This is a genomic window from Corynebacterium marinum DSM 44953 (assembly GCF_000835165.1).
In the GTDB taxonomy this organism is placed as follows: domain Bacteria; phylum Actinomycetota; class Actinomycetes; order Mycobacteriales; family Mycobacteriaceae; genus Corynebacterium; species Corynebacterium marinum.
In genome coordinates, this window is record NZ_CP007790.1 from 2,110,913 (window position 1) to 2,132,078 (window position 21,166).

General features: G+C 69.1%; 19 protein-coding genes and 1 tRNA gene. 8 read left to right on the plus strand and 12 right to left on the minus strand.

The window, feature by feature from the left end:
* Positions 1–4: 4 nt before the first annotated feature.
* The 3 genes from B840_RS09990 (at position 5) to B840_RS10000 (ending at position 1,672) form a co-directional block, all read left to right on the plus strand.
* A complete protein-coding gene (locus B840_RS09990) occupies positions 5–493 on the plus strand; it encodes a gluconokinase (RefSeq protein WP_229676676.1) in 489 nt (162 codons plus the stop codon).
* A gap of 61 nt (positions 494–554) precedes the next feature.
* Positions 555–1,118, plus strand: a complete 564-nt coding sequence (locus B840_RS09995) for a nicotinamidase (RefSeq protein WP_042622009.1) — start codon at positions 555–557, stop codon at positions 1,116–1,118.
* Between the two features lie 41 nt (positions 1,119–1,159).
* Entirely contained in the window at positions 1,160–1,672 is a 513-nt protein-coding gene (locus B840_RS10000) for a SixA phosphatase family protein (protein ID WP_042622010.1), read from the plus strand.
* A 6-nt stretch (positions 1,673–1,678) separates the two neighbouring features.
* Here the strand turns inward: B840_RS10000 and B840_RS10005 are convergent, their stop codons facing one another.
* Together B840_RS10005 and B840_RS10010 are read right to left on the minus strand one after the other, a co-directional pair.
* Positions 1,679–2,299: a DUF305 domain-containing protein gene (locus tag B840_RS10005; RefSeq protein WP_042622011.1), complete on the minus strand. Its 621-nt coding sequence runs from the start codon at positions 2,297–2,299 to the stop codon at positions 1,679–1,681.
* A gap of 40 nt (positions 2,300–2,339) precedes the next feature.
* A complete protein-coding gene (locus tag B840_RS10010; protein WP_042622012.1) occupies positions 2,340–2,618 on the minus strand; it encodes a DUF3618 domain-containing protein in 279 nt (92 codons plus the stop codon).
* Between the two features lie 85 nt (positions 2,619–2,703).
* Between B840_RS10010 and bcp the strand changes: the two genes are divergently transcribed.
* Genes bcp through B840_RS13565 form a run of 3 tightly spaced genes read left to right on the plus strand, consistent with a single transcriptional unit; the run spans position 2,704 to position 4,026 of the window.
* Complete coding sequence (bcp, locus tag B840_RS10015) at positions 2,704–3,180, plus strand: thioredoxin-dependent thiol peroxidase (protein ID WP_042622013.1); 477 nt, start codon at positions 2,704–2,706, stop codon at positions 3,178–3,180.
* Positions 3,180–3,836, plus strand: coding sequence for a TetR/AcrR family transcriptional regulator (locus tag B840_RS10020; RefSeq protein ID WP_042622014.1), 657 nt, complete (start codon positions 3,180–3,182; stop codon positions 3,834–3,836). The genes bcp and B840_RS10020 overlap by 1 nt, the downstream gene beginning before the upstream one ends.
* A 22-nt stretch (positions 3,837–3,858) precedes the next feature.
* Positions 3,859–4,026 carry a hypothetical protein gene (locus tag B840_RS13565; protein ID WP_156971901.1) on the plus strand — a complete coding sequence of 56 codons (168 nt, stop codon included), beginning with the start codon at positions 3,859–3,861 and terminating at the stop codon, positions 4,024–4,026.
* Between the two features lie 22 nt (positions 4,027–4,048).
* Here B840_RS13565 and B840_RS10025 read toward each other — a convergent pair whose 3' ends face one another.
* From B840_RS10025 to B840_RS10065, 9 genes are all read right to left on the minus strand, one after another.
* Positions 4,049–5,467 (minus strand): AI-2E family transporter, encoded by a 1,419-nt coding sequence (locus B840_RS10025; protein ID WP_084602972.1) that lies wholly within the window; start codon positions 5,465–5,467, stop codon positions 4,049–4,051.
* Positions 5,468–5,530: 63 nt separating this feature from the next.
* Complete coding sequence (locus tag B840_RS10030; protein WP_042622015.1) at positions 5,531–5,734, minus strand: ferredoxin; 204 nt, start codon at positions 5,732–5,734, stop codon at positions 5,531–5,533.
* Positions 5,735–5,753: 19 nt separating this feature from the next.
* A complete protein-coding gene (locus tag B840_RS10035) occupies positions 5,754–6,797 on the minus strand; it encodes a fatty acid desaturase family protein (RefSeq protein ID WP_229676677.1) in 1,044 nt (347 codons plus the stop codon).
* Positions 6,798–6,891: 94 nt separating this feature from the next.
* Positions 6,892–7,293: a holo-ACP synthase AcpS gene (gene acpS, locus B840_RS10040; protein WP_042622017.1), complete on the minus strand. Its 402-nt coding sequence runs from the start codon at positions 7,291–7,293 to the stop codon at positions 6,892–6,894.
* Positions 7,294–7,541: 248 nt separating this feature from the next.
* A complete protein-coding gene (locus tag B840_RS10045; protein ID WP_042622018.1) occupies positions 7,542–16,652 on the minus strand; it encodes a type I polyketide synthase in 9,111 nt (3,036 codons plus the stop codon).
* A gap of 399 nt (positions 16,653–17,051) precedes the next feature.
* Entirely contained in the window at positions 17,052–17,654 is a 603-nt protein-coding gene (locus B840_RS10050) for a DUF3618 domain-containing protein (RefSeq protein WP_042622019.1), read from the minus strand.
* The gene (locus B840_RS10055) at positions 17,651–18,133 is read right to left on the minus strand and encodes a phage holin family protein (RefSeq protein WP_084602975.1); all 483 of its coding nucleotides are present in this window, start codon (positions 18,131–18,133) and stop codon (positions 17,651–17,653) included. Before B840_RS10055 ends, B840_RS10050 begins: the two co-directional genes overlap by 4 nt.
* On the minus strand, positions 18,130–18,873 hold the full coding sequence (locus B840_RS12940) for a hypothetical protein (RefSeq protein ID WP_052491171.1): 744 nt from the start codon (positions 18,871–18,873) through the stop codon (positions 18,130–18,132). Before B840_RS12940 ends, B840_RS10055 begins: the two co-directional genes overlap by 4 nt.
* A 324-nt stretch (positions 18,874–19,197) precedes the next feature.
* Positions 19,198–19,279 (minus strand) — tRNA-Leu (locus tag B840_RS10065).
* An 88-nt stretch (positions 19,280–19,367) separates the two neighbouring features.
* On the opposite strand from B840_RS10065, the gene B840_RS10070 reads away from it, so the two are divergent.
* Together B840_RS10070 and B840_RS10075 are read left to right on the plus strand one after the other, a co-directional pair.
* Positions 19,368–19,802, plus strand: coding sequence for a membrane protein (locus B840_RS10070; RefSeq protein ID WP_042622020.1), 435 nt, complete (start codon positions 19,368–19,370; stop codon positions 19,800–19,802).
* Positions 19,799–20,158, plus strand: a complete 360-nt coding sequence (locus B840_RS10075; RefSeq protein ID WP_042622021.1) for a DUF3817 domain-containing protein — start codon at positions 19,799–19,801, stop codon at positions 20,156–20,158. Before B840_RS10070 ends, B840_RS10075 begins: the two co-directional genes overlap by 4 nt.
* 66 nt (positions 20,159–20,224) lie before the next feature.
* Here the strand turns inward: B840_RS10075 and purU are convergent, their stop codons facing one another.
* Positions 20,225–21,142: a formyltetrahydrofolate deformylase gene (gene purU / locus B840_RS10080; protein WP_042622022.1), complete on the minus strand. Its 918-nt coding sequence runs from the start codon at positions 21,140–21,142 to the stop codon at positions 20,225–20,227.
* Positions 21,143–21,166: the final 24 nt, after the last annotated feature.

The following is a 21,166-nucleotide window of genomic DNA, read 5'->3' on the forward strand; positions in this document are numbered from 1 at the left end:
CCGCATGACCCATCACATCGTGGTCATGGGGGTCTCCGGCTCCGGCAAGACGACCATCGGCAACCTCATCTCGGAGAAGCTGGATCTGCCCTACCGGGACGGCGATGACCTGCACCCGCAGGCCAACATCGACAAGATGGCTGCCGGAACGCCGCTCACCGACGAGGACCGCTGGCCCTGGCTCGAACTCGTCGGGCAATGGCTCACCGACCACCCCGACGGCGGCGTCATCGGCTGTTCCTCCCTGAAGCGCTCCTACCGCGAGCTCATCCGGGAGGCTGCACCCGAGGTGAAGTTCGTTCACGTGCACGGCACCCGTGACGTGCTGGACAAGCGCATGTCGCGCCGTCCGGGCCACTTCATGCCGACCTCGCTGCTCGACTCGCAGCTGGAGACCCTGGAGGAGCTGGGCTCCGATGAGCCCGGCCGGGTCTTCGACATCGCCGACCCGGCCGACGTGCTGGCCGAGAAGGTCGTGGACTGGCTGAACTAGGAACCTGGCCCCGCGGCGTCGACAGCTTGTCGACGCCGCGGTTGTCGTTAGGCTGGATTCCATGAACAGTCCCAAAACCGCACTCGTCATCGTCGACGTCCAGAACGACTTCTGCCCCGGCGGGACACTCGCCACCGGACGCGGCGACGATGTCGCCCGGAAGATCGGCGGACACCAGTCCGCCCGCGGCGCCGACTACGCCCACATCGTGGCCACCCAGGACTGGCACATCGACCCGGGTGCCCACTTCTCCGACCACCCCGACTTCGTCGACTCCTGGCCCGTGCACTGCGTCGCCGGGTCCGAGGGCGCCGCCATGCACGAGGACGTGGACACCGGCACCATCGAGGCCTACTTCCGAAAGGGCGAGTACACCGCCGCCTACTCCGGATTCGAAGGTGCGGCGGACGGCGTGGCCCTGGCCGACTGGTTGAAGGAGCGCGGCGTCGAGAAGCTCGACGTCGTCGGCATCGCCACCGACCACTGCGTCCGCGCCACCGCCCTCGACGCCCTCGACGCCGGTTTCGAGGTCCGCGTGCTCACCGACCTGTGCGCCCCCGTCGACGAGGCCCGCGGCGAGGCCGCGCTGCAGGAGCTGGTGAAGGCGGGCGCCCAGCTGAGCTGATGGGCCGCGCGGCCGCGCACCCGGCTGGATATGGTGGGGTCATGCCTACCCCTCATCGTCTCGTGGTCATGCGGCACGCCAAGTCTTCGTGGTCCGCCCCGGAACCGGATCATCTTCGCCCGCTGAAGAAGCGGGGGAAGCGCGACGGCCTGGCGGCCGGGCAGTGGCTCGCGGACCACCTGGGACCGCTGGACCGTGTGCTCAGCTCACCCTCAGCACGGACCCGGCAGACCTGGGAACGTGCCCGGGCCGGCGGCGCGACAGCCGGCGAGGTCACCTTCCACGACCATCTCTACGGCGAGGGGGCGGGCGCATTCACCAGGCTGCTGCGCAAGCTGCCGGAATCGACCGGCACCGCGCTGGTGCTCGGGCACTGGCCCGACGTGGAGGAGCTGACCCGCAGCCTGGCGCCGCGCGACGGGCACCCCGGCTGGGAGAGCATGGACCGGAAATTCCCCACCAGCGCCATCGCGGTGCTGGAGATCCCGGTTCAGTGGGCTGAACTCGCGCCGGGAGTCGCCACGCTCGTCGACTACGTCGTCCCGCGGGGCTGACGCCGGCTAAACCCCCGGCACCCCGCCGTAGAGCTCCTCCATCTCGCGCATCTCCGCAGTCTGGACCTCGATCATCTCGTTGGCCAGGTCGCGCAGGGACTGGTATCCGCCGTTGTCCACCTCGTCCTGGGTCATGCGGATGACCTCCTCGTGGTGGTGGTGCATGAGCTCGAGGAAGCGGGTGCGCAACTCTTCGCCCTGCAGGCGGGAGTAGGTGTCCATCACGGCGGGGTTGACCATGCCGTTGGCGATGTGGTGGGAGTGGAGTTCCATGTCGTCGTCGATCCGCCACTGGTCCGCGAGCGCGTTCATCCGGTTGTTCTCCCGTTGCTGACCGTCGCGGATCCGCTGCGCGAGATCGCGGACCTCGGGGTCCGCCACGTCGGAGGCGAGGAGGATGTCGGCCATGTCGATCGCCTGCTGGTGGTGCGGGACCATCATCCCCAGGAAGTGGATGTCGGTGTCGTTCGCCTCCGCGGGTATGTCGGCTGAGCGCTCGGACATCGCCGCCTCCACGGTGGCGGTGGTCGAAGGGCCAGCCGTCGCGCGTTCCTCCGCCGGGGAACAGGCGGTGAGGAACGCTGCGGCGGCGAGGATGAGGGCGGCGTCGACAAGCGGGGTGCGCATGGGCAACACCCTAGCCAACACCCCCGATATAAATCTATATTTATGCGCGGCCGGCGAGCAGGCGCTGGAGCTCCTTGATCTCGTTGCTGCGCTTGCGGTTGCGCGCGACCACGAGGGCGACCAGGCCGACCACAGCGACGCCCACGCCGGCGAGGACCTTCTGCACCTGCGGGTCCTGGACCTTGGCGGTGACCCCCCGCTTCGCATCGTCAACCAGGTTCTGCGGCTTCGAGCGGGTCGCCAGCTCGTCGAGAGTGCCGGCCAGCTGACGACGGGTGCGCTCGATGTCTCGCTGGATATCGTTGATGTCTCGTGCCACGTGGTTCTCCCAGTTCGATGAAGGACTTTTCGTACTCAGAGTAGTGTAACGCGACCTCGCCCCGCATGACGGTATGGTGTAGGACATGACTGTTTCCTCACGTCTTGCCGAAGGCGACACCGCACCCGATTTCACCCTCCCCGACGACACCGGGCGGGCCGTGTCACTGAAGGACTTCGCCGGCGAACGTGTGCTCATCTACTTCTACCCGCGGGCCAACACGCCGGGCTGCACCACCCAGGCCTGCGACTTCCGCGACGCCATCGAGGAGCTCAACCACCTCGACGTCCACGTGGTCGGCATCTCCCCGGACACCCCCGAGAAACTCGCCACGTTCCGCGCCGACCACGACCTCAACTTCACGCTGCTCTCGGACGTCGACAAGCAGGTCATGACCGAGTGGGGTGCCTTCGGGGAGAAGAAGAACTACGGGAAGGTCGTCCAGGGCGTCATCCGCTCCACCCTCCTCGTCGAGCCGGACGGCACCATCGGCCTGGCCCGCTACAACGTCCGCGCCACCGGCCACGTCCCCCGCATCCTGCGCGAGTTAGCCGAAGCCTGATGACCACGGAGACTCCCGCGCCGGAGCTCGAGGCCGGCCTGCTCGTCCCCCGCCGCCGCCCCGCGCAGGCCCGCAGCCGCGAGCGCTTCGACCGCATCCTCGCGGCCGCGCGCAGCGTACTTGTCGACGTCGGGTTCGAATCCTTCACCTTCGACGAGGTCGCCCGGCGCGCCGAGGTCCCCATCGGCACCCTCTACCAGTTCTTCGCCAACAAGTACGTCCTCATCTGCGAGCTCGACCGCGTCGACACCGCCGACACCGTCTCCGAACTGCAGAAATTCTCCGGCCGCGTGCCCACCCCGCAGTGGCCCGACATCCTCGACGAATTCATCGACCACCTGGCCCGCCTGTGGCGCGAGGACCCTTCCCGACGGGCCGTCTGGCATGCCGTCCAGTCGACGCCCGCGACCCGTGCGACCGCCGCCGCCACCGAGAAGCAGATGCTCGACATCATCTCCTCCGTGGTGGCGCCGCTGTCCCCGGACTCCACCCCGGAGGAGCGCCTTCAGCTCGCCGGCCTGCTCATCCACACGGTGTCTTCGTTGCTCAACTACGCCATCCGCGACCTGGAGCGCGACGACGACACCTTCGAGTCCATCGTCACCGAGATCAAACGGATGCTCGTCGCCTACCTCTTCGCGGTGGCGACGGCGTGACCCGAGTCACTATCATGGGGGCATGACCACCGACCCGAAGAACCCCGACCAGCAGCCCACCCCCATCGCCGACCCCGACGGCCGCCCCGGCCAGCAGCCCACCGACGTCCCCCAGCCCGAGGACCGCGCCGACCGCGATTCCTTCGACCACAAGGTGGCGGAAAACCCGCCCCGCGACGACGAAGTCTGACAGCCCTGGTGCCGGCGGCGGATCATTTCCGCCGCCGGCGCCCGTTTTTCTTCTCGGTGCCATCGCCCCTGCTCAGGGTCGCCCCCTTGGCCATGTACAGGGTCCGGTTGAAACGCTCCTGGTAACGCATCTGCTGGTACTTCCAGCGCTCGGCCATCGTTGACTTGGACTCCACCCGGTCCTTCGGGTGGACCGGATCCTCCCCGAGGACGGGGTCATCGCCGATCTGGTAGGTGTCGGTCCACACCTGGACGACCGACCAACCCACCGCCGCCAACGGCACCGAGAGAATCGCCCCGAAGATGCCGCCGACGATCGTGCCCACGGAAAGCGCGAGCAGCACGACGATCGCGTGGAGACTCAGAGTCCTCCCCATCACCACCGGCTGCAGCAGGTCGCCCTCCAGCTGGGTGACCACCACGACGACCGCGACCACGATCAGCGCCACCACCAGCCCGTTGGTCACCAGGGCGACCAAGGTCGCCAGGATGCCGGCGACGGTGGCGCCGATGATCGGCAGGAAGGCGCCGACGAACACGATGACGGCGAGCGGCAACGCCAGCGGCACTCCGAGCAGGAACAGCGCCAATCCGATGACCACCGCGTCCACGGTGGCGATGATGACCGTGCCCCGCACATAGCCACCGAGGATCTGGATGGTGCGGTCCCCCGACTCCGCCAGCCGCGCCCGCGTCTCTCCCCGGAACCACCGCAGCGTGAAGTTCCACAACTTCGGCCCGTCCTTGAGAAAGAAGAACAGGATCACCACCATGAGCGCCGCGCCCGCGATGAACTCCGTGGCGGCGGTGAGGCCGGTCAGCGCGCTGCCAACCACCGCCCCGCTGGCGGCCAGCTGGGTGATCTGCTCGACCAGGTTGTCGAAGACCACCGTGTCGAAGGGCAGCGGCCCCGCCCGGAAGAAGCCCTCCAGTTCCCGCCACCCTTCCACAGCAGAGGCGGAGAGCGAGTCCCATTCATTGAGCACCGCGAAGACGATGCCCGTGATGATTGCGCTCAGGAGAACGAGGATGCCGATGAATGCGGCACCTGTGGCCAGCAGGCTCGACCACCCCTTCCCCTTGAGCCATCTGACCACCGGGTAGACCGCAGAGGCGAGGATCAGGGCCACAAGAGCTGCGATTACCACGACAGACACCCGCAGCAGAAGCCACACCGATCCCATGAACACCGCGGACACGAGCAGGATCTGGGCGGACCGGGAGGCGATCTGCCCTAATGCGTCGGACCAGGGCGCGGCGGCACTCAGATCCTTGGCCGCAGAGGGCTCGGACCACCCCTCCGCGCGATGCGCACCAGTCACCGAACCGGTGGCCCCGGGCACCCCCCACCTTTCCGCGAACGGGACAGCCGATGCGCCCTCAACGACGGGGTCTTTCCGCGGAAGGGAGGGATCCTGCGCCGGGCCGGTCGGGTCGATCATCGCGGTACTCCTTCAGATGGTGTGACCTGTGGTTGAGCAGTGTGGCCGACATGCCGCCGATGATCAACCTGTCTCATCGATGAAGATCGTGGCTGAGGGGCACAACCCCTTCGCCCGGCGCAACGCGGGCCATTCCGGCTCCGGGGGATGCTCAGTTGTCAGGCTGACGAATCCTCCGTGCTCGTCGAGATTCCGGAAGACGTTCGGGGCGATGTGACCGCAGTTGCCGGAAGCTATGCAGGTGTCGTAATTCGCGACAACCCTCATGGTCCCTCACTTTCCTGTCTCAGCCCCGGAACTGGACAACCAGCGGGCAGGTGTACGGATCGCGGTTCTTGAGACCGACCTGGTTGAGGTACGAGATGATGACCCCGTACGCGGCCCCCAACGTCGTCTCCGTGTAGCGGATGCCCAGCGCCGAACAGTGTTCCCGGACCATCTTCTGCAGCGCCGGCAGGTTCGGGCGGGGCGTCCTGGGGAACAGGTGGTGTTCGATCTGGTACTCCAACCCGCCCATGAAAAAGTGCACCAGACGGTTACCGCGGATGTTACGGGACATGTATACCTGGCGACGCAGAAAATCGAGCTTCACGTCGTGGGGCACGGTGGGCATGCCGATATGGCTGGCGGCGAAGGCTCCGCCGAGGAGGAGGCCGAACACCAGCGTCTGCACGAGGATGAACGCCACCGCCAGCCAGAAGGGCAGGACGAGGAACAGGAGGAGGGGAATGCCGAGCAACCTGATCCCCACGAGGAGGATCTCCACCCACCGGAACCTGACCCGGCTGCGGCCCAGGAGGCTCCGCATCGTCGCGATGTGCAGGGAGAATCCGTCGAAGGGCAGGAGGGGGAGGAAGTACCACCCCTGGTAACGCGCGAGTTTCGCGCCCGGGCCGGTGCGCCTGTCGGCGCTCTCCGGTGTCAACGCCAGCACACCGGAGGCGACGTCGGGATCGGAGCGTTCCTTGTTGGGGTTCGCGTGGTGCCGGCTGTGCTTGTCCACCCACCAGCCGTAACTGAGTCCGATGAACAGGCCTGCGAGCACGCGGGAGGTCCATTCGTTCCACCTGCGGCCCTCGAAGATCTCCTGATGCGCCGCCTCGTGGCTGAGGAAACCGAGCTGGGACATGGCGATGCCCAGGAATACGGCGAAGAGCAGCTGGTACCAGCCGTCCCCAGCCAGGGTCACGGCGACGAGGGTGATAACCATGCCCAGGCTCCAGAAGAGGATCCGGGTCAGGTAGAAACCGGGGCGGCGCCGCATCAATCCCGCGTCGGTTACTTTGGCGGCCAGTTCAAGGAAAGACTCGACGTACGGGGTGGCGATCACCGGAACTCCTATCGCCGTGATCTACAACACATTCTTGCCCTTCATTGAACCACCCGCATTTACCCAGGTCAATAGGCGAAAGAGCGTGGCACCCTCAGACCTTTGTGAGCAGACAGGTCGCCACGGCGACATCCCCGTCGTGGCTGATCGACAGGCTGGTGGACACCTCCCCCAGGCTTTCCGCGACCGCCCGGGCGACATCGCCCCGCAGTTCGACCGCGACCCGGCCCCACCGGTCCGGCTGGATGACGATCTCCCGGAAGTCCACCAGATCCGGTGACATCGCCGGGGGGCGGCCGTAGAGCGCCTGCGACCATGCCTTGATGAATGCCTCCTTCGCGGCCCACCGGCCGGCCAGGTGCAGGACCCGGTCCGGCCGCTGGCCGGCCACCCGCAGCTCCAGTGCCGTGAAGTTCTCCTCGAACCGCGAACCCGGCATGCCCAGCTGCTCGCGGAAGCCCGGCACATGGACGATGTCGACGCCGATGTAGTGCATATGACCCATTGTGCCCGACCCGGACCGGTGGCCCGGCCACCACCTATGTCGGAAAAGGCGACCGCTCGCCCGATGTCACATCGGACGAGTGCATGTCTTTTTATAGGACGAGGTCGTGCCCCGCGGCCGCCGAAGGCGACGTCGGACAAGACGACCCCTCGTCATTTCCCGCAGCCGCACCTCCCACCGACGCAGACGGCCCGCTCTCCCCGATGGCGGGGAGGGCGGGCCGTCAGGGCCTGGCCGGGTTAGGAGGTGATCTCCGCACCCGTGCGCAGGACGCCGTCGACGAGGCGGGCGTCGTCGTCCAGCAGGACGGCGGCCTCCCGTTCCTTCACGGCATTGCCGGCACCGCCGAGGTTGCGGTCGGTCGGGCGCTCGAACAGCGGGGCTCCGCCGTACATGCCGTCGACGATGCGGCGCAGGCCGGCTTCTTCGCGGGCGACGGATGCCGCGGCCCAGTCGGCCGCCGCGTCCTGGCCGCGCTCCTGGCGCAGGGCCTCGAGGAACGCGCCCGGGTGGACGATGGCGACCAGCGCGGAGACGTGGCCGAAACCGAGCGAGGTGACCAGACCGGCCTTCGGCGCCTTAGCAGAAAGATCCAGCGGCTTACGCAGCCACACCAGGTGCTGGTGGTGCGCGAGAACCGGGTCGACGGAGTCGAGCGACCGGTTCGCCGGGAGCACACCGGAGCGCAGGACCTGGGTCAGGCCGATCATCTGGAAGGCCGCGGCGCCGCCCTTCGCGTGGCCGGTGAGCGACTTCTGGGAGATCACGTACAGCGGGTTGCCGTCCGCACGCCCCATGGAGGCGGCGATCCGCTCATGCAGGTCCGACTCGTTCGGATCATTGGCGTTGGTGGAGGTGTCGTGCTTGGAGATCACGGAGATCTCGTTGACGGCCACGCCCACGTCGGCCAGCTGGCGGGCCAGCCGGGAGTCGGCTCCGCCGCGGGCGGCGCCCAGGGCACCGAGGCCCGGGGCCGGGATGGAGGTGTGCGCACCGTCGGCGAAGGACTCGGCGAAGGCGACGACGCCCAGGACCGGGAGGCCGAGGTCGGCCGCGACCGAACCGCGGGCCAGCAGCACGGTGCCGCCGCCCTCGGACTCGATGAAGCCGCCGCGGCGGCGGTCGTTGGCGCGGGAGAAGTAGCGGTGCTCGATGCCCTTGTTCTCCATCTCGGTGGAGTCGGCGGTGGCGGCCATGTCGCCGAAGCCGGTGATTCCCTCGATGGAGAGGTCGTCCAGGCCGCCGGCGACGACAAAGTCCGCCTTGCCCAGCTTGATCTTGTCGTAGCCCTCCTCCACGGAGACCGCGGCGGTAGCGCAGGCGGCAACCGGGTGGATCATCTGGCCGTAGCCGCCGACGTAGGACTGCATGACGTGCGCGGCGACGACGTTGGGCAGGGCCTCCTGCAGGATGTCGTTGGCGCGCGGCTCGGCGAGCAGGCCGTCGAGGTAGAGGGAGCGCATGGACTCGACGCCGCCCATGCCGGTGCCCTGGGTGGAGGACACGCGGGCGGGGTGGACGCCGCGGAGCAGCTCCGCCGGGGTGAAGCCGGAGGAGAGGAACGCGTCGACGGTGCAGACGAGGTTCCACAGGGCGAGGCGGTCGAGGTTGTCGACCATGTCGGCCGGGATGCCGTAGACAGCCGGGTCGAAGCCCTCCGGGATCTGGCCGCCGACGAAGCGCGACATGGTGGTGCGGCGCGGGACGCGGACGGCGGAACCTGCGTGGCGGACGACCGTCCACTCCCCTGCCTCCTCGTCGTAGAACGCGGAGGTGTGGTCCGGTTCGGAGTCGACGAAGGTCTTGGCCTCCTCCCTGGAGGCGACGGAGAAGGAGAGATCCTTGTCCAGGTAGACGGTGGTCAGCTCCGGCGCCAGGTTGTCGACCATGAAGAAGTCGTCGTGGTAGCGGCGGACGCCGACCTTGCCCAGGACCTCGTCGTGGAAGCGGTCGTAGATCTCCTCCTCGGCGAGCTCCTGGTCATCTGCGTCGTACCAGGCGTCGTTGTCCCAGCGGATCAGACCCATGGTCCAGGCGAGCTCGATGACGCCGGCTGCGGTGAGGTCGCCGGTGAGCTCGGCGTCGAAACGCGTGCGGGCGGAGCCGTAGGGGCCCAGCTCGCCGGCGCCGACGATGACGATCATGTCGTCGAGCTTCGTGGTGACACCGCTGAAGTCCGGTGCGGTCCACTGGAAGCGGCGGTACGGGGTCGGCAGCGCGGTCAGCGTGCGCGGCTCCTCGATCTCCTGCTTCTCGACGCCCGAGGCCTCCGCCTCCGCGGCCGCCTCGGCGGCCAGCTGGGAGATGTTGACGTCGGACTCGCCGAGTCCGCCGGTGAAGTCCACGGTGACCGGGGCGTTGGCGGCCTCGGCGCGAACCTCGTCGGTGACCTGGGAGACAAGCAGCTCTGCCATCTCCTCGTTGGAGAAGGTGCGTACGCCCTTGGACTCGATGGTCTCGACGAGCGGGTCGTTGCCGCCCATCAGGCCGGTGCCGCGGACCCAGCCGATGAAGGCGTGGACGAGGCTGGTGCGCCCGCCCCAGACCTTCTCGGCGTTCCAGCGGGTGACCACGGCGTCCAGGGAGGCCTTGGACTCGCCGTAGGCGCCGTCGCCGCCGAAGCGGCCACGGTTCGGGGAACCCGGCAGGACGACGTGGAGCCGCTTGCCCACCTGGGTGTCCACGCCGATCTCGGAGAGGCCGGCGATGAGCCGCTCGACGGCCCACAGCAGCAGGCGCATCTGGGACTCGGCGGAGGGGCCTGCGTCGGCGAGTGTGCCCATGACGCGGGGTGCCGCGAACGGGAAGAGCAGCGTCGGGACGAGCGCCTTCTTCAGGACCTTCTTCTGGCCGTTGACGGTGGCGGTCTGTTCGTTGCCGATCCACTCGATGACGGCGTCGAGATCCGTGTAGGAGCTCAGGTTCGCCGGGATGATCCACAGGGCGGCGGTGCCGCGGGCGGCGCGCGCGTAGAGCTCCTTGTAGTAGCCCAGGCGGGAGTGCGAGAGGCTGGAGGTGGTGACCACGACGGTCGCGCCCCCCTCGAGCAGCTCGGCGACGACGCCGGCGGCGATCGAGTTCGGGGACGCGCCGGTGACCACTGCCACGTCGGCGGAGAAGCGCAGGGTCTCCTCCTCGCGCGCCTGGGCGGCCAGCCCGGTCAGTCCCAGGTACTCGGCCTGCTTGGCGACGACCTCGCCGGCACCGGTGACATCGATGTCGGCGGCGTCGAGCTCGCCGAGGGCCACACGGGTGAGGTCCTCGCGTGCGGAGGCCCAGCGGTCGTCGAGAAGCACTGCCTCGTCGGCGGAGAAGCGCGGCGCGACCTGGCGGGGCCAGTCGGAGCCGAGCTCGCGGGAGACGAGGTCGAACAGGGCGGCGTGCTCGTCGGCCTGCTCCTCGAGGTTCTGGGACTCGACCTGGCTGATGCCCAGCTGGGAGAGGATGGTGCGGGCGGTCTCCGCCAGCACGCCTTCCTTGCCGGTGACCTGCTCGGCGAACTCGCCGAGTGCGGCGGAGTCGACGACGCCGCCGGCGCCGCCGCCCGCGGAGGGCAGTCCGACCGCGACGCCGCGGCGGGCGGCGACGGCCTGGACTGCGCCGTCGATGAGCTGGTCGAGCTCACCGGCGTTGGACGGGGTGGCCGGGCTCAGGGTGGCCAGGTCGCCGCCGCGCAGGGAGGCTCCCTCGCGGGCGCCGATGACCACCTCGGCGACAACGTGGTCGGCCCAGCCCTGGCCGAGCTGCCAGGTGCCGGTCACGCGCTCGGTGATGTAGTTGGGCTTCTTGCCGGTGGGGCCGGTGATGCGGCGCAGCGCGTCGGCGGCGGAGTCACCCAGGACCGGGCCGAAGGCCTTGTAGCCCTTGGCCATCTTGGAGACGGTGACCTTCAGCGCGTCCAGCTCGGCGTCAGCGGCGCCGTCGATGGCGCCCAGGCCGAACTCCACGCCCAGGTCCAGCAGCAGCTGGTTGCGGCGGGAGGACACGCCCTCGACGAGGGTCTCGATGGAGTCGGTGGCGCCCATCTGGTCGGGGCGGACCTTGGTCCAGATGGCGATGAGCATCTCGGTGGCGTCGGCCGGGGTGAACTCGATGTTCTCCGGGGTGCCGGCGCCCGCCGGGGCGGCTGCGGGGGCGGGGGCGGGTGCCGCGGCCGGCACGGTGTCACCGGTCGGGGCGTTGGCCGACACGGGGGCCGGGCCGGCGGACTTCCGGGCCGGCGCGGACTCGGCCGGGGTCTCCGGCACGACGTCCTCGGCGACCTCGCGGACGACCTCGTCGGTGGCGAAGACGACCGGGCGGTCGCGCTCGACGTTGAGGACCTCGATCGGAGTGCCCGCGTACTGCGGCAGGCGCAGGGTCTGGCCCAGCATGTTGGCCAGGGTCGGTGCGGAACCGACGCCGACCTCCACGAAGCGCTCCATCTCCAGGCCGCCGTTCTCGCGGGACCGCAGGATGAGGTCCTGCGTCTCGATCCAGCGGACCGGGGAGGCGAACTGCCACGCCAGCAGCTCGATGAGCAGGGTGCGGGCGAGCTTCTGCGGGTCGGCGGCGGCCTTCTCGTAGTCGCCCAGGATCTCCTCGATGTACGGGGAGGAGACGACGTCGGTGATGGACTCCACGAACTCGCGGCTGAGTTCGAAGGGACGCGCCACCAGGTTCGGGATGTAGCGCCCGACCAGGATGTCCAGGTTGATGGCGTGCGGGATCAGCGAATCGAGGTGCTCGCGGAAATCGCCCACACCGTCGCGCAGGTGGCTGGAGTGGAAGGGCACGTCGATGCCCGGGATCATGATGAACGCGCGCTGGCCCGGGGCGCGCTTCTCGGCGTCGGCCTTGAGGGCGAGCAGCCCGGCGCGGGTGCCGGCGACGGCGTACTGGACGCCGGCGATGTTGTAGTTCACGATCTCGAGGAACTCGCCGGTGCTGGCCGACAGGTCGTTGACGTAGTCGAAGACGTTGCCGGCGGACAGGCCCATCTTGTTGGGGCGCAGGGCGGCGAGGCCGTAGTTGGAGTTGCCCTCCTCGTCGCGCTCGACCAGGCGGTGCATGGTCAGGCCGCGGCGGTAGACGATCTCCACCACGGACTCGAGGGAGAGGACGCCGGAGTAGGCGGCCAGGGCGTTGTACTCGCCGACGGAGTGGCCGGCGAAGTAGGCGCGCTGGTTGAGGGCGCCCGCCTCGCGCATCTCGGCGACCTGGGCGCAGCCCAGGGTGGCCATGGCGACCTGGGTGAACTGGGTCAGGAAGAGCACGCCGTCCGGGTGGTGGAAGCGTTCGCCGCCGACGACGACCTCGGTCGGGTTGTTCTTGACGATCTCCAGGACGGAGAAGCCCAGCTTGGTGCGGGTGTGGCGGTCCGCCCGGTCCCAGACCTCGCGGGCCGCGGCGGAATCCGCGCGGGACTCCATGCCCATGCCCTGGGACTGGATGCCCTGGCCCGGGAAGCCGTAGAAGGTGGTCGGCGCGGCCATGACGGCGGTGGCGGTGAGCACGAGGTTGCCGTTGACGGTGGCGGTGACGGTGCGTACCTCGCCGTGGCCCGGGCGGTTGTCGACGCCCGAGCGCTCGACCGTGAACTCGATCGTCTCGCCCGGCAGGACCGGGGCGAGCATGGTGGCCGTGTACTCGACGACGCGGGCCGGGCTCGTGGAGGTGGAGTCCTCCGAGAATCCGGCGCCGGCGACGAGCTCGCCGATGGCGGAGGTCCACATGCCGTGCACGATGACGCCCGGCAGTCCGGCGAGGCCGGCCGCCGTATCGGAGACGTGGATCGGGTTTCGGTCGCCGGAGACGACGGCGAAGGGGTGCATGGACTCCGGCGCGACGACGCGGGCGTAGGCGCGGAAGGAGCGCGGGCTGTCGACGACGCTCGGCAGGGCCGAGGTGTTGGTGCGCGCGGTGGTCTTTCCGTTGCGTCCGCGGATGGCGAATCGCTCGGAGAGCTTGGCCAGCGGCGCGCCGTCGGCGGTCAGCTCCGCACGGATGATGACGAGGCGGCCCAGGTCGGTGTCGGAGACCTCGTCGGCGGTGGCGGTGACCTTGAGGTCGACCGGGCCCGCAGAGACGTCCGGAAGCTCGGCGAGCATGGTCAGGTGGTGCTCGAGGTGCACCAGGGACAGCATTCCCTCGACCACGGAGGCCGAGTCGGTGCCCGGGACCACGGCGGAACGCACGGCGGCGAACACGGCCGGCCAGGCGCGGCCGACGAGGACGTCCGGGGCGGTGCCGTTGGCGGCCAGCTTGGCGGGCAGGTAACCGGCGGTGACGGTGTCGTAGTCGGCGAGGTGGCCGGCGTCGAGGGTGGTGCGCCACTCGGCGACGCCCGCGGCGGAGACCTCGGCCAGTTCGCCGCCGGCGGCCACGCGGGTCAGCTCAGCCATGGCGGCCTCAGCATCTTCCGCGGTGACCTGCGGGTTGGCGGACAGGGGGGCGTCGGCGGGGACGGTGAAACGGATGCTCAGGTCCGTGGTGGTGCCGGCGGCGGTGGAACCGGCCAGCGGGACGGTGAGCACGGCGTGCTCCGCGTCCTCGGCGACCAGGCGGGCACCGGTGGCGGCGTGGGCCGCGGAGGCGCGGTCCTCGGCCAGGGTCCACTGGTCGGTGTCGCCGAGACGCTCGATGTAGGAGGGCTGCTGGCGGCCTGCCCAGAAGGTGCCCGGGGCGGTGAGGACCCGTTCGACGACGGACTCCTCGATCTCGACCGGCTGCTCGCCGACGGCGGTCAGCGCGTCGATGGCGACCTGGTTGAAGCGGCCGAGCAGGTCGGCAACCGGCTCGTTGGCGCGGGTGATGCCGGCGACGGCGGCGGTGCCGGGGATGATGCAGACCTGGTCGGCGTCGTACCGCTCGTCGTGGGCCTGCCACAGGGAATCGGAGCGCCACCAGCGGCGCACATCGCCGTCAATGACGGGAACGAAGTTGGCCGGCTTACCCGGCTTGAGCAGCAGCTTCGAGAACCAGGCCCGGTCGGCGGGGTGCAGCAGGTCGCGCCCGGCGAAGGGGTAGAGCTCCACGAGCTTGTCGACGGCCTGCCCGGGGGCGTCCAGGTCCACCTCGATCTGCGCCTCGAACGTGCCGTGGTCGACGTCGGTCAGGCGGGCCTCGGCGCGCTCGACCATCTCGACGAAGCGGTCCGCCCAGGAGACGTCGGTCCATTCGCCCTTGTACGGGCCGGAGATCTCGAGGTAGCGGTTCAGCCACTCGACGTAGGTCATGGCTTCGAGGTCGCCGAAGTAGGGCTTGCAGGTCTTGTCGATGGCCGCGATGATTTCCGCGCGGCGGGCCGCTGCGGCCTCGTCGTCGCCGGCGACCTCGTCGAGGAGGCGGCCAGCCTTGGCGAAGGAGTTCTCGATCTCGTAGAGGTCCGCGCCGAGCTGGGAGCGGCCTGATGCGACGCCGCCCTTCTCGCGGCCGGCGCCGGCCCACTCGTCGGAACCGGGGGCGTCGACAAGCGCCTGCTTGACCGCCTCGGAGGCGGTGGACTCGAGGGTGGCCATGGTGGCGGTGCCCAGGAGGATGGCGTCGGTGGGCATGGCCGGGAGGTGGTACCTCCGGGACCAGGTGCCGGTGATGTACTCGGCGGCCCGCTCGGGGGTGCCGATGCCGCCGCCGACGGCGAGGATGACGTTGTCGCGCTCGCGGATCTCGCCGTAGGTGGCGATCAGGAGCTCGTCGAGATCCTCCCAGGAGTGGTGGCCGCCTGCCTTGCCGCCCTCGACCTGGATGATGACCGGGATCTCCGGCACGTCGTCGGCGATCTTGAGGACCTGGCGGATGTGCTTGACGGCGCCCGGCTTGAACACGACCCACGGGAAGTTCGCGTCCCGCAGTTCGCGGACCAGGGCGACGGCCTCGTCGTGCGGGGGCATGCCGGCGGTGATGATGATGCCGTCGATCGGGGCGCCGTTGGCCCGGGCGCGCGGCACGAGACGCTTGCCCTCGACCTGCATACGCCACAGGTAGGGGTTGAGGAACATGGAGTTGAACTGCGCGTTGACGCCCGGCTCCAGCAGGGAGGTCAGCCGGTCGATGTTCTCCTCGAGAACAGCCTCGGTGACCTGTCCGCCGCCGGCGAGCTCGGCCCAGTGGCCGGCGTTGGCGGCGGCGGCGACGATGGCCGGATCGACGGTGGTCGGGGTCATGCCCGGCAGGGTCATCGGGGTGTAGCCGGTGACATCGGTGAACTTGGTGACCAGGCGGACCTGGCCGTTGCGCTTCTCCAGTCGGGGGGCGAACTCGGACCAGTCGCGGGGCAGCTCGGGGGCGAGGCCGGCGTCGAAGAGCTCGGCCTGGCCGGCGGTGCCGGATACGTCGAGGGTGCCGACGCCGCGGCCGGCGACGATCCGCCTGGTCAGCGGCAGCATCCCGCCGTCCGGGCCGATCTCGAGGATCCAGCGGGCGCCTGCGTCGACGGCCGCGTCGAGCTCGGCGGGCCAGTCGACCTGGGCGGTCAGCACGAGCTGGGCGGCCTCGCGGGCGACGGCGGTGTCCAGTCCGGCCTTGGCTGCCCAGGCGACGGTCTGCTCGACGGCGGACGCCATCGCCGGGTGGTGGAAGGCGGACTGGATCGGCAGGTCGGCGAACTGCGGGTTGAACGGTTCCCCGCCGCGCTCCTTGTTCTCGACGGCCTTGGTGTCCTTCGCCGCGAACTTGCCCAGGAGTTCCCGGACCGCGGCGTTGTCCTGCGGACGTCCGACCATCACGTAGGTGTCGCGGGTGTTGCGCAGCCCGACGGCCGGGCGCAGCTCCTCCGGGACATCGGCGCACGCGTGGTCGATGGCCTGCTGCAGCCGCTCACGGGAGATGCCGCGGACCGAGACCATCGGGGAGTGCCCGCCCTGCTGGATGAGGCCGGTCATGCGCGCGGTGCGGGTCATCGCGGCGCCGATCAGCTGCGCGATGGCGAGGAGATCGTCGGACTCCGCCTTCTCCTCCGCGAGGAGGGAGGCGAGCTTGCCCTGCGAGTGGCCGACCGTGGTGACAGCCTTCTCCAGCTCCAGGCCCTGGCGGTCCAGGGACTCCAGGACCGCCAACTGGGCGGTGAAGATTCCCGGGACGCTGATCGCGACCTGGGCGGCGTCGAATGCGGGCCCCTCCTCGTCGCGTGCCCACGCGAGGGGGTCAAAGCCGTGGGGACGGGTCCCCGCCAGCTCGTCCGCGACCGGCGCGAGCTTGGCGGCGGCGCCGTCGACCAGAGAGGTGACGGCGGTGCCGACACCGGCGGCGACGGCCGCGCGCAGGGTCTTCAACCAGTCGAACCCCTGGCCGGAGAAGGCCAGGGCGTACGGCTCGCGGTCGAAGCGGTTGATCAGTCGATCCGTCCCGAAGGAGGTGCTGTATTCGGTCACGTGAGAACTCGCTCCTGTGTTTCTTACGAAGTGCATGGAGAAACCCGGGGCACAACGGTGCCCAGAAGTTTTGAAAGCCAAATATGCCACAAAACTTGAGGAAAGCGTCACCTTTATGCCGGGGTGTCGGGTGGGCGCGGGAATTGCGGTACCGTAGAGGGGTTACGCTTGAGTAGGTTCCACCACGTCAGTTCGCCCGCAAAACCACCCCTGTTCTGCGGGGCACCGGTTTTCCGCCGCTCCGCCCCACACTTTCACAAGCTTCCACTTATGTGACTTTTGATACAGGCACTGGTCCGGGAGATGATGGTCACAGCCCCACCTCCGGCGGGGCCGGGGTGGGGCTGAGGCCGAACCTGGCCCGGGGCGGGGGCCGGGCCGGAAAACTTGCCGGGCGGGCTACTGCTCCCGGGCTACGTCGCGGATGTTTTCCGCGGCGCTCCTGGAGTCTTCGCGGACGTCGGCGAGATGGTGCTGCCCCTCATCCTTGACGCGTTCCACACTCTCCCGGGCGCTCGCCTGGACGTCGGTCACGGCCTGCTCCGCCTGGGGCTGCAGGGATTCGCCCATCTCCTGGGCCACCGACTTCGCCTCCTCGACCAGCGGCTGCGCTTTGTCGCGCACTGCGGCGGCCGCCTCCTGCTCCTGCCGGCTGGCCGGCAGGAGGGAACCCACGAGCCAACCGGCGGCCAGGGCGATCGCTCCGGCGGCCAGGGGGTTTCCGCGGGTCTTGCGGCGGATGGTGTCCGGTGCGTTGCGGGCGGCGTCGCCGGCCTCCCCCGGCAGCTGTGAGGCGCGCCCCTGCCCGGTGGGCTGGGCGTCGTCCTCCTCCGACCCGAAGACGGACTCGCGCATGTCCCTCCAGCGGGACTTCAGCCGGTCGGCCTGCCGGTCGACCACCCGTCCGGGGTCGACCTTCTCCGCCAGAGCATCCACGTCGCGGCCGAGGTTGCCGCGGGTGCGCTCGATGTCGGCACGGATCTCGTCTGGGTTGTTGCTCATGGGGTCTCCTTGTTCGGGTTGAGGGTCGGCGGAATTTCACCGATGGTTTCCTGGGTCTGCGGCAGACCCTTCATGTCGTCGAACTGCTTCTTGCCCATCGACGCGAGGACCGCGGCGGCAACCGCCCACACCACCGCAACGATGACCGCGGCCCAGCCGAGGTGCATCCACTCGCCCAGCGCCCACATGAGCGCCATCGACAGGAACAGCAGGGCGAGGAACCCGCCGACTGCGGCGCCGGCGAACATGCCCGCCCCCCGGCCGCCCTGCTTCGCCGACTGGGTGGCCTCGGCCTTGGCGAGCTGGACCTCCTGGCGCATGAGGGCGGAGAGATTCGCGGAGAAACTGGCGAACATCTCCCCCAGCGATTCATTACGGGCCCGGAACTCCGCTCCGGAATCCGATTCCCGACCGGCGGCGGGATAACCGGCGCCCAGCCGGCCGGAGGTGAGATCGTCTGCGGGGGTTGATCCGCTCATCGCCGCTCCTCCGGGTGCTCGAAGCCGGTGAACGGGTCGCGGGCCGGATCAGGGGCCGCGAAACCTTCACCCCGGAGGGTGCCGGTGTGGGTGGGATCTGCGGCGGTGTCCGGGAACTCGCCGAATTCGGCGACCGGCCGCTCTGCGGGTTCGGACCCGGCGAAGCCCTGCGTTCCCGTGGTCGACGGCGGCCCGTAGGCGCCGGGCTCGGCGGGGACCCGGTAGCGGCCGTCGAACTCGTTCTCGTCGTCGTCCTCGCTGTCGCCGAGCCCGCGGGTGAGCCTGCCCGCGAGTAGGCCCACACCTGCGGCCGCGGCGAGGAAAGCAACAGGGCGGCGGGCGGCGAAGCGGCGGGCGTCACGGAGCAGGTCGGCCGGTTCCCGGGTCTCGAGCGCGCTGGTGAAACTCTCCACGCGGGTGGTGACGGTGGACAGAAGCTGGCTCATCAGATCGGACTGTGGTGCCTCCCCGCGGGAAATGCGCTGCAGGTCGTCGGAGACGGTACGCGAATGCCCCGCCAGCTTCTCCTGCTGCGTGGATGCGTGCCCGAAAGCCTCGTCCCGCGCGGAGCTGAGGAGGGAGCGGATCTGATCGGTCGCCTCCCCCGTAACCTGACGCGCCTCCCGGCGTGCGGAGCCCGCGACGTCCTGGGCCGCCTCTTTCGCGTGGCCGGCAACCCTGGCGCCCTCGTCTTTCGCCGCGTCCTGCGGACGCGAACCATGCTCGGGGTTGGTAGTCATAGAAGTTCCCTTCCGATCAGCGGGCCCACCCACCGCACAACAAGGACTCCGGTGGTTCCGTGGACCTCATTACCATTAGTTGTTTGTTGTGGTTACAGTGTTGCACATCACATCGCTTTCCTGCCGTAATTTTCGCGGCAATCTGCTCATCCGCCGGAGAAGGCCACATTCCCGGCATCACCATCCGGCCGCCTTCCACTTCGCACCCCCCTAAGCCTCCCCGGGCCACGGCGACGTCCCCCTGCGGGGGAGCGAAGCGGAAGGGCCTCCCACCGACACCGGTGGGAGGCCCTGAAAACAAGCGTGCCGTGCGAGCTGGCACCGTGCGCCCGGGGGGAATCGAACCCCCACGTCCTGGGACACTGGAACCTAAATCCAGCGCGTCTGCCAATTCCGCCACGGGCGCATACCCGGATCATGATACCCGCACCCGCATGCCGTCCCGAAACCGCCCGACTCCACCTTTCGGAGGATGGCGGGTACCCTTATATTCCGTGAGCGACAACAAAGGACAACCCCGGCAGCGGAAGAAGGTGCGCGCCTCGCACCTCGTCTTCCTGGCGCTCGCCGTGGTCGCCACCCTCGCGCTGGCCTGGTGGCAGTGGACCCGCTTCCGGGCGGGGTCAGGAACATTCCAGAACCTCGGTTACGCGTTTCAGTGGCCGCTGTTCGGGCTGTTCTTCATCTTCGCGTACCGCAAGTACATGCAGTACGAAAACGAGATGATCGCCGCCGAGAACAACACCGACGACCCCGACTTCCTGTACGAGGCCGACGCCCGGCAGTACGGGGACCGCGCCACCAGGATCGACGAGGACTTCCTGCCCGAGCGCCCCACCCTCGACGTCGACACCTACAACGAGCTGAACACGCCCCGGAGGGGGCGTCGGGAAGCAGACACCGAACAACCGGGAGACAGCAACCAATGACCACCTCGACCGCACCGAAGACCCACCCCGAGCGCCAGAAGCGTGTCGACACCGCCCTGAAGATCTTCTCGGTCACCGCCTGGATCACCGGCATGTTCCTCATCTTCCTGGTGATCCGCATGATCATGCAGTACATCCTCAAGGTGGAGATCCCCGAGTGGGCGACGATCGTGGCCATCGCCCACGGCTGGGCGTACATGGCCTACGTCCTGGCAACCCTCAACCTCGGCCTCAAGGCCCGCTGGAAGCCGGTGGTGTGGCTCACCACCGCCCTGGCCGGCGTCGTTCCTTTCCTCTCCTTCATCATCGAGGCGAACCGGCGCCGCGAGGTCAAGGAGAGGTTCCAGCTGGCCTGACCTGGAACACGCGGAACACGGGGAGGGGCGCACCGGCGATCGCCGGCGCGCCCCTTTTTCTGTCCCCTAGTCGAAGACGACGGTGCGGTTGCCGTACACGAGGACCCGGTCCTCCAGGTGCCAGCGCAGGCCGCGGGCGAGCACGGTCTTCTCCGCGTCGCGGCCCAGCCTCTGCATCTCCTCCGGAGTGTCCTTGTGCGTCACGCGGATGACATCCTGCTCGATGATGGGGCCGTCGTCGAGATCGGAGGTGGCGAAGTGGCAGGTCGCGCCGATCAGCTTCACGCCGCGGTGATGCGCCTGGTGGTAGGGGCGCGCCCCCATGAAGGAGGGCAGGAAGCTGTGGTGGATGTTGAGCACCCGGCCGGCCCACATCTCGCAGAAGTCGGGCGGCAGGACCTGCATGAACCGGGCCAGGACGATGGCGTCGGGCTCGTAGCTGTTGACGATCTCCCCGACCTCCTCGAACGCGCGCCGTTTTCCGACGGCGTCCTTCGGAAAAGGCACATGGTAGAACGGCACGCCGTGGTTCTCGGCGATGTAGGCCAGGTTGTCGTGGTTGCCCACCACGGCGACGACCTCCATGGGGTAGTCGTTCTCCGCGACGCGTCCGAGCAGGTCGTGCAGACAGTGCCCCTCGCGGGAGACGAGGATGACCACCTTCTTCAGCTCCGCGGTATCCCACAACTGCCACTGCGCCTTGGGCCCGAACTCGGCCGCGACGGGGGCGAAGGCCTCCCGCAGCTCCTCTATCGACATGCCGACGGAGTCCGCCCGGATCGCCTGGCGGGTGAAGAACCAGTTGTTCTCCGGATCCGTGAAGTAGGCCGCCTCGGTGATCCAGCCGCCGTGCCCGGCGAGGAAGGTGGACAGCTTGGCGACAATGCCGGTGGTGTCGGGGCAACCGAGGGTGAGAACGTACTGGCGTTCCACCACCGACCCGCTCGGGCGGTTCCGGGGATCGTCGATGTTGTGCGGAGTCATTCGTGGAATCCTAGTCGACTCCCC

Excerpts from the sequence above, each read along its gene's own strand:
- B840_RS10055 (WP_084602975.1), bottom strand. The coding sequence starts at position 18,133 with ATGAGCGGATCAACCCCCGCAGACGATCTCACCTCCGGCCGGCTGGGC.
- B840_RS10000 (WP_042622010.1), top strand. The coding sequence starts at position 1,160 with ATGCCTACCCCTCATCGTCTCGTGGTCATGCGGCACGCCAAGTCTTCG.
- B840_RS10030 (WP_042622015.1), bottom strand. The coding sequence starts at position 5,734 with ATGAGGGTTGTCGCGAATTACGACACCTGCATAGCTTCCGGCAACTGC.
- B840_RS10050 (WP_042622019.1), bottom strand. The coding sequence starts at position 17,654 with ATGAGCAACAACCCAGACGAGATCCGTGCCGACATCGAGCGCACCCGC.
- purU (WP_042622022.1), bottom strand. The coding sequence starts at position 21,142 with ATGACTCCGCACAACATCGACGATCCCCGGAACCGCCCGAGCGGGTCG.
- B840_RS10075 (WP_042622021.1), top strand. The coding sequence starts at position 19,799 with ATGACCACCTCGACCGCACCGAAGACCCACCCCGAGCGCCAGAAGCGT.
- B840_RS10025 (WP_084602972.1), bottom strand. The coding sequence starts at position 5,467 with ATGATCGACCCGACCGGCCCGGCGCAGGATCCCTCCCTTCCGCGGAAA.
- B840_RS09995 (WP_042622009.1), top strand. The coding sequence starts at position 555 with ATGAACAGTCCCAAAACCGCACTCGTCATCGTCGACGTCCAGAACGAC.
- acpS (WP_042622017.1), bottom strand. The coding sequence starts at position 7,293 with ATGCACTACATCGGCGTCGACATCGTCCATGTGCCGGGCTTCCGCGAG.
- B840_RS10020 (WP_042622014.1), top strand. The coding sequence starts at position 3,180 with ATGACCACGGAGACTCCCGCGCCGGAGCTCGAGGCCGGCCTGCTCGTC.
- B840_RS09990 (WP_229676676.1), top strand. The coding sequence starts at position 5 with ATGACCCATCACATCGTGGTCATGGGGGTCTCCGGCTCCGGCAAGACG.
- bcp (WP_042622013.1), top strand. The coding sequence starts at position 2,704 with ATGACTGTTTCCTCACGTCTTGCCGAAGGCGACACCGCACCCGATTTC.
- B840_RS13565 (WP_156971901.1), top strand. The coding sequence starts at position 3,859 with ATGACCACCGACCCGAAGAACCCCGACCAGCAGCCCACCCCCATCGCC.
- B840_RS10005 (WP_042622011.1), bottom strand. The coding sequence starts at position 2,299 with ATGCGCACCCCGCTTGTCGACGCCGCCCTCATCCTCGCCGCCGCAGCG.
- B840_RS12940 (WP_052491171.1), bottom strand. The coding sequence starts at position 18,873 with ATGACTACCAACCCCGAGCATGGTTCGCGTCCGCAGGACGCGGCGAAA.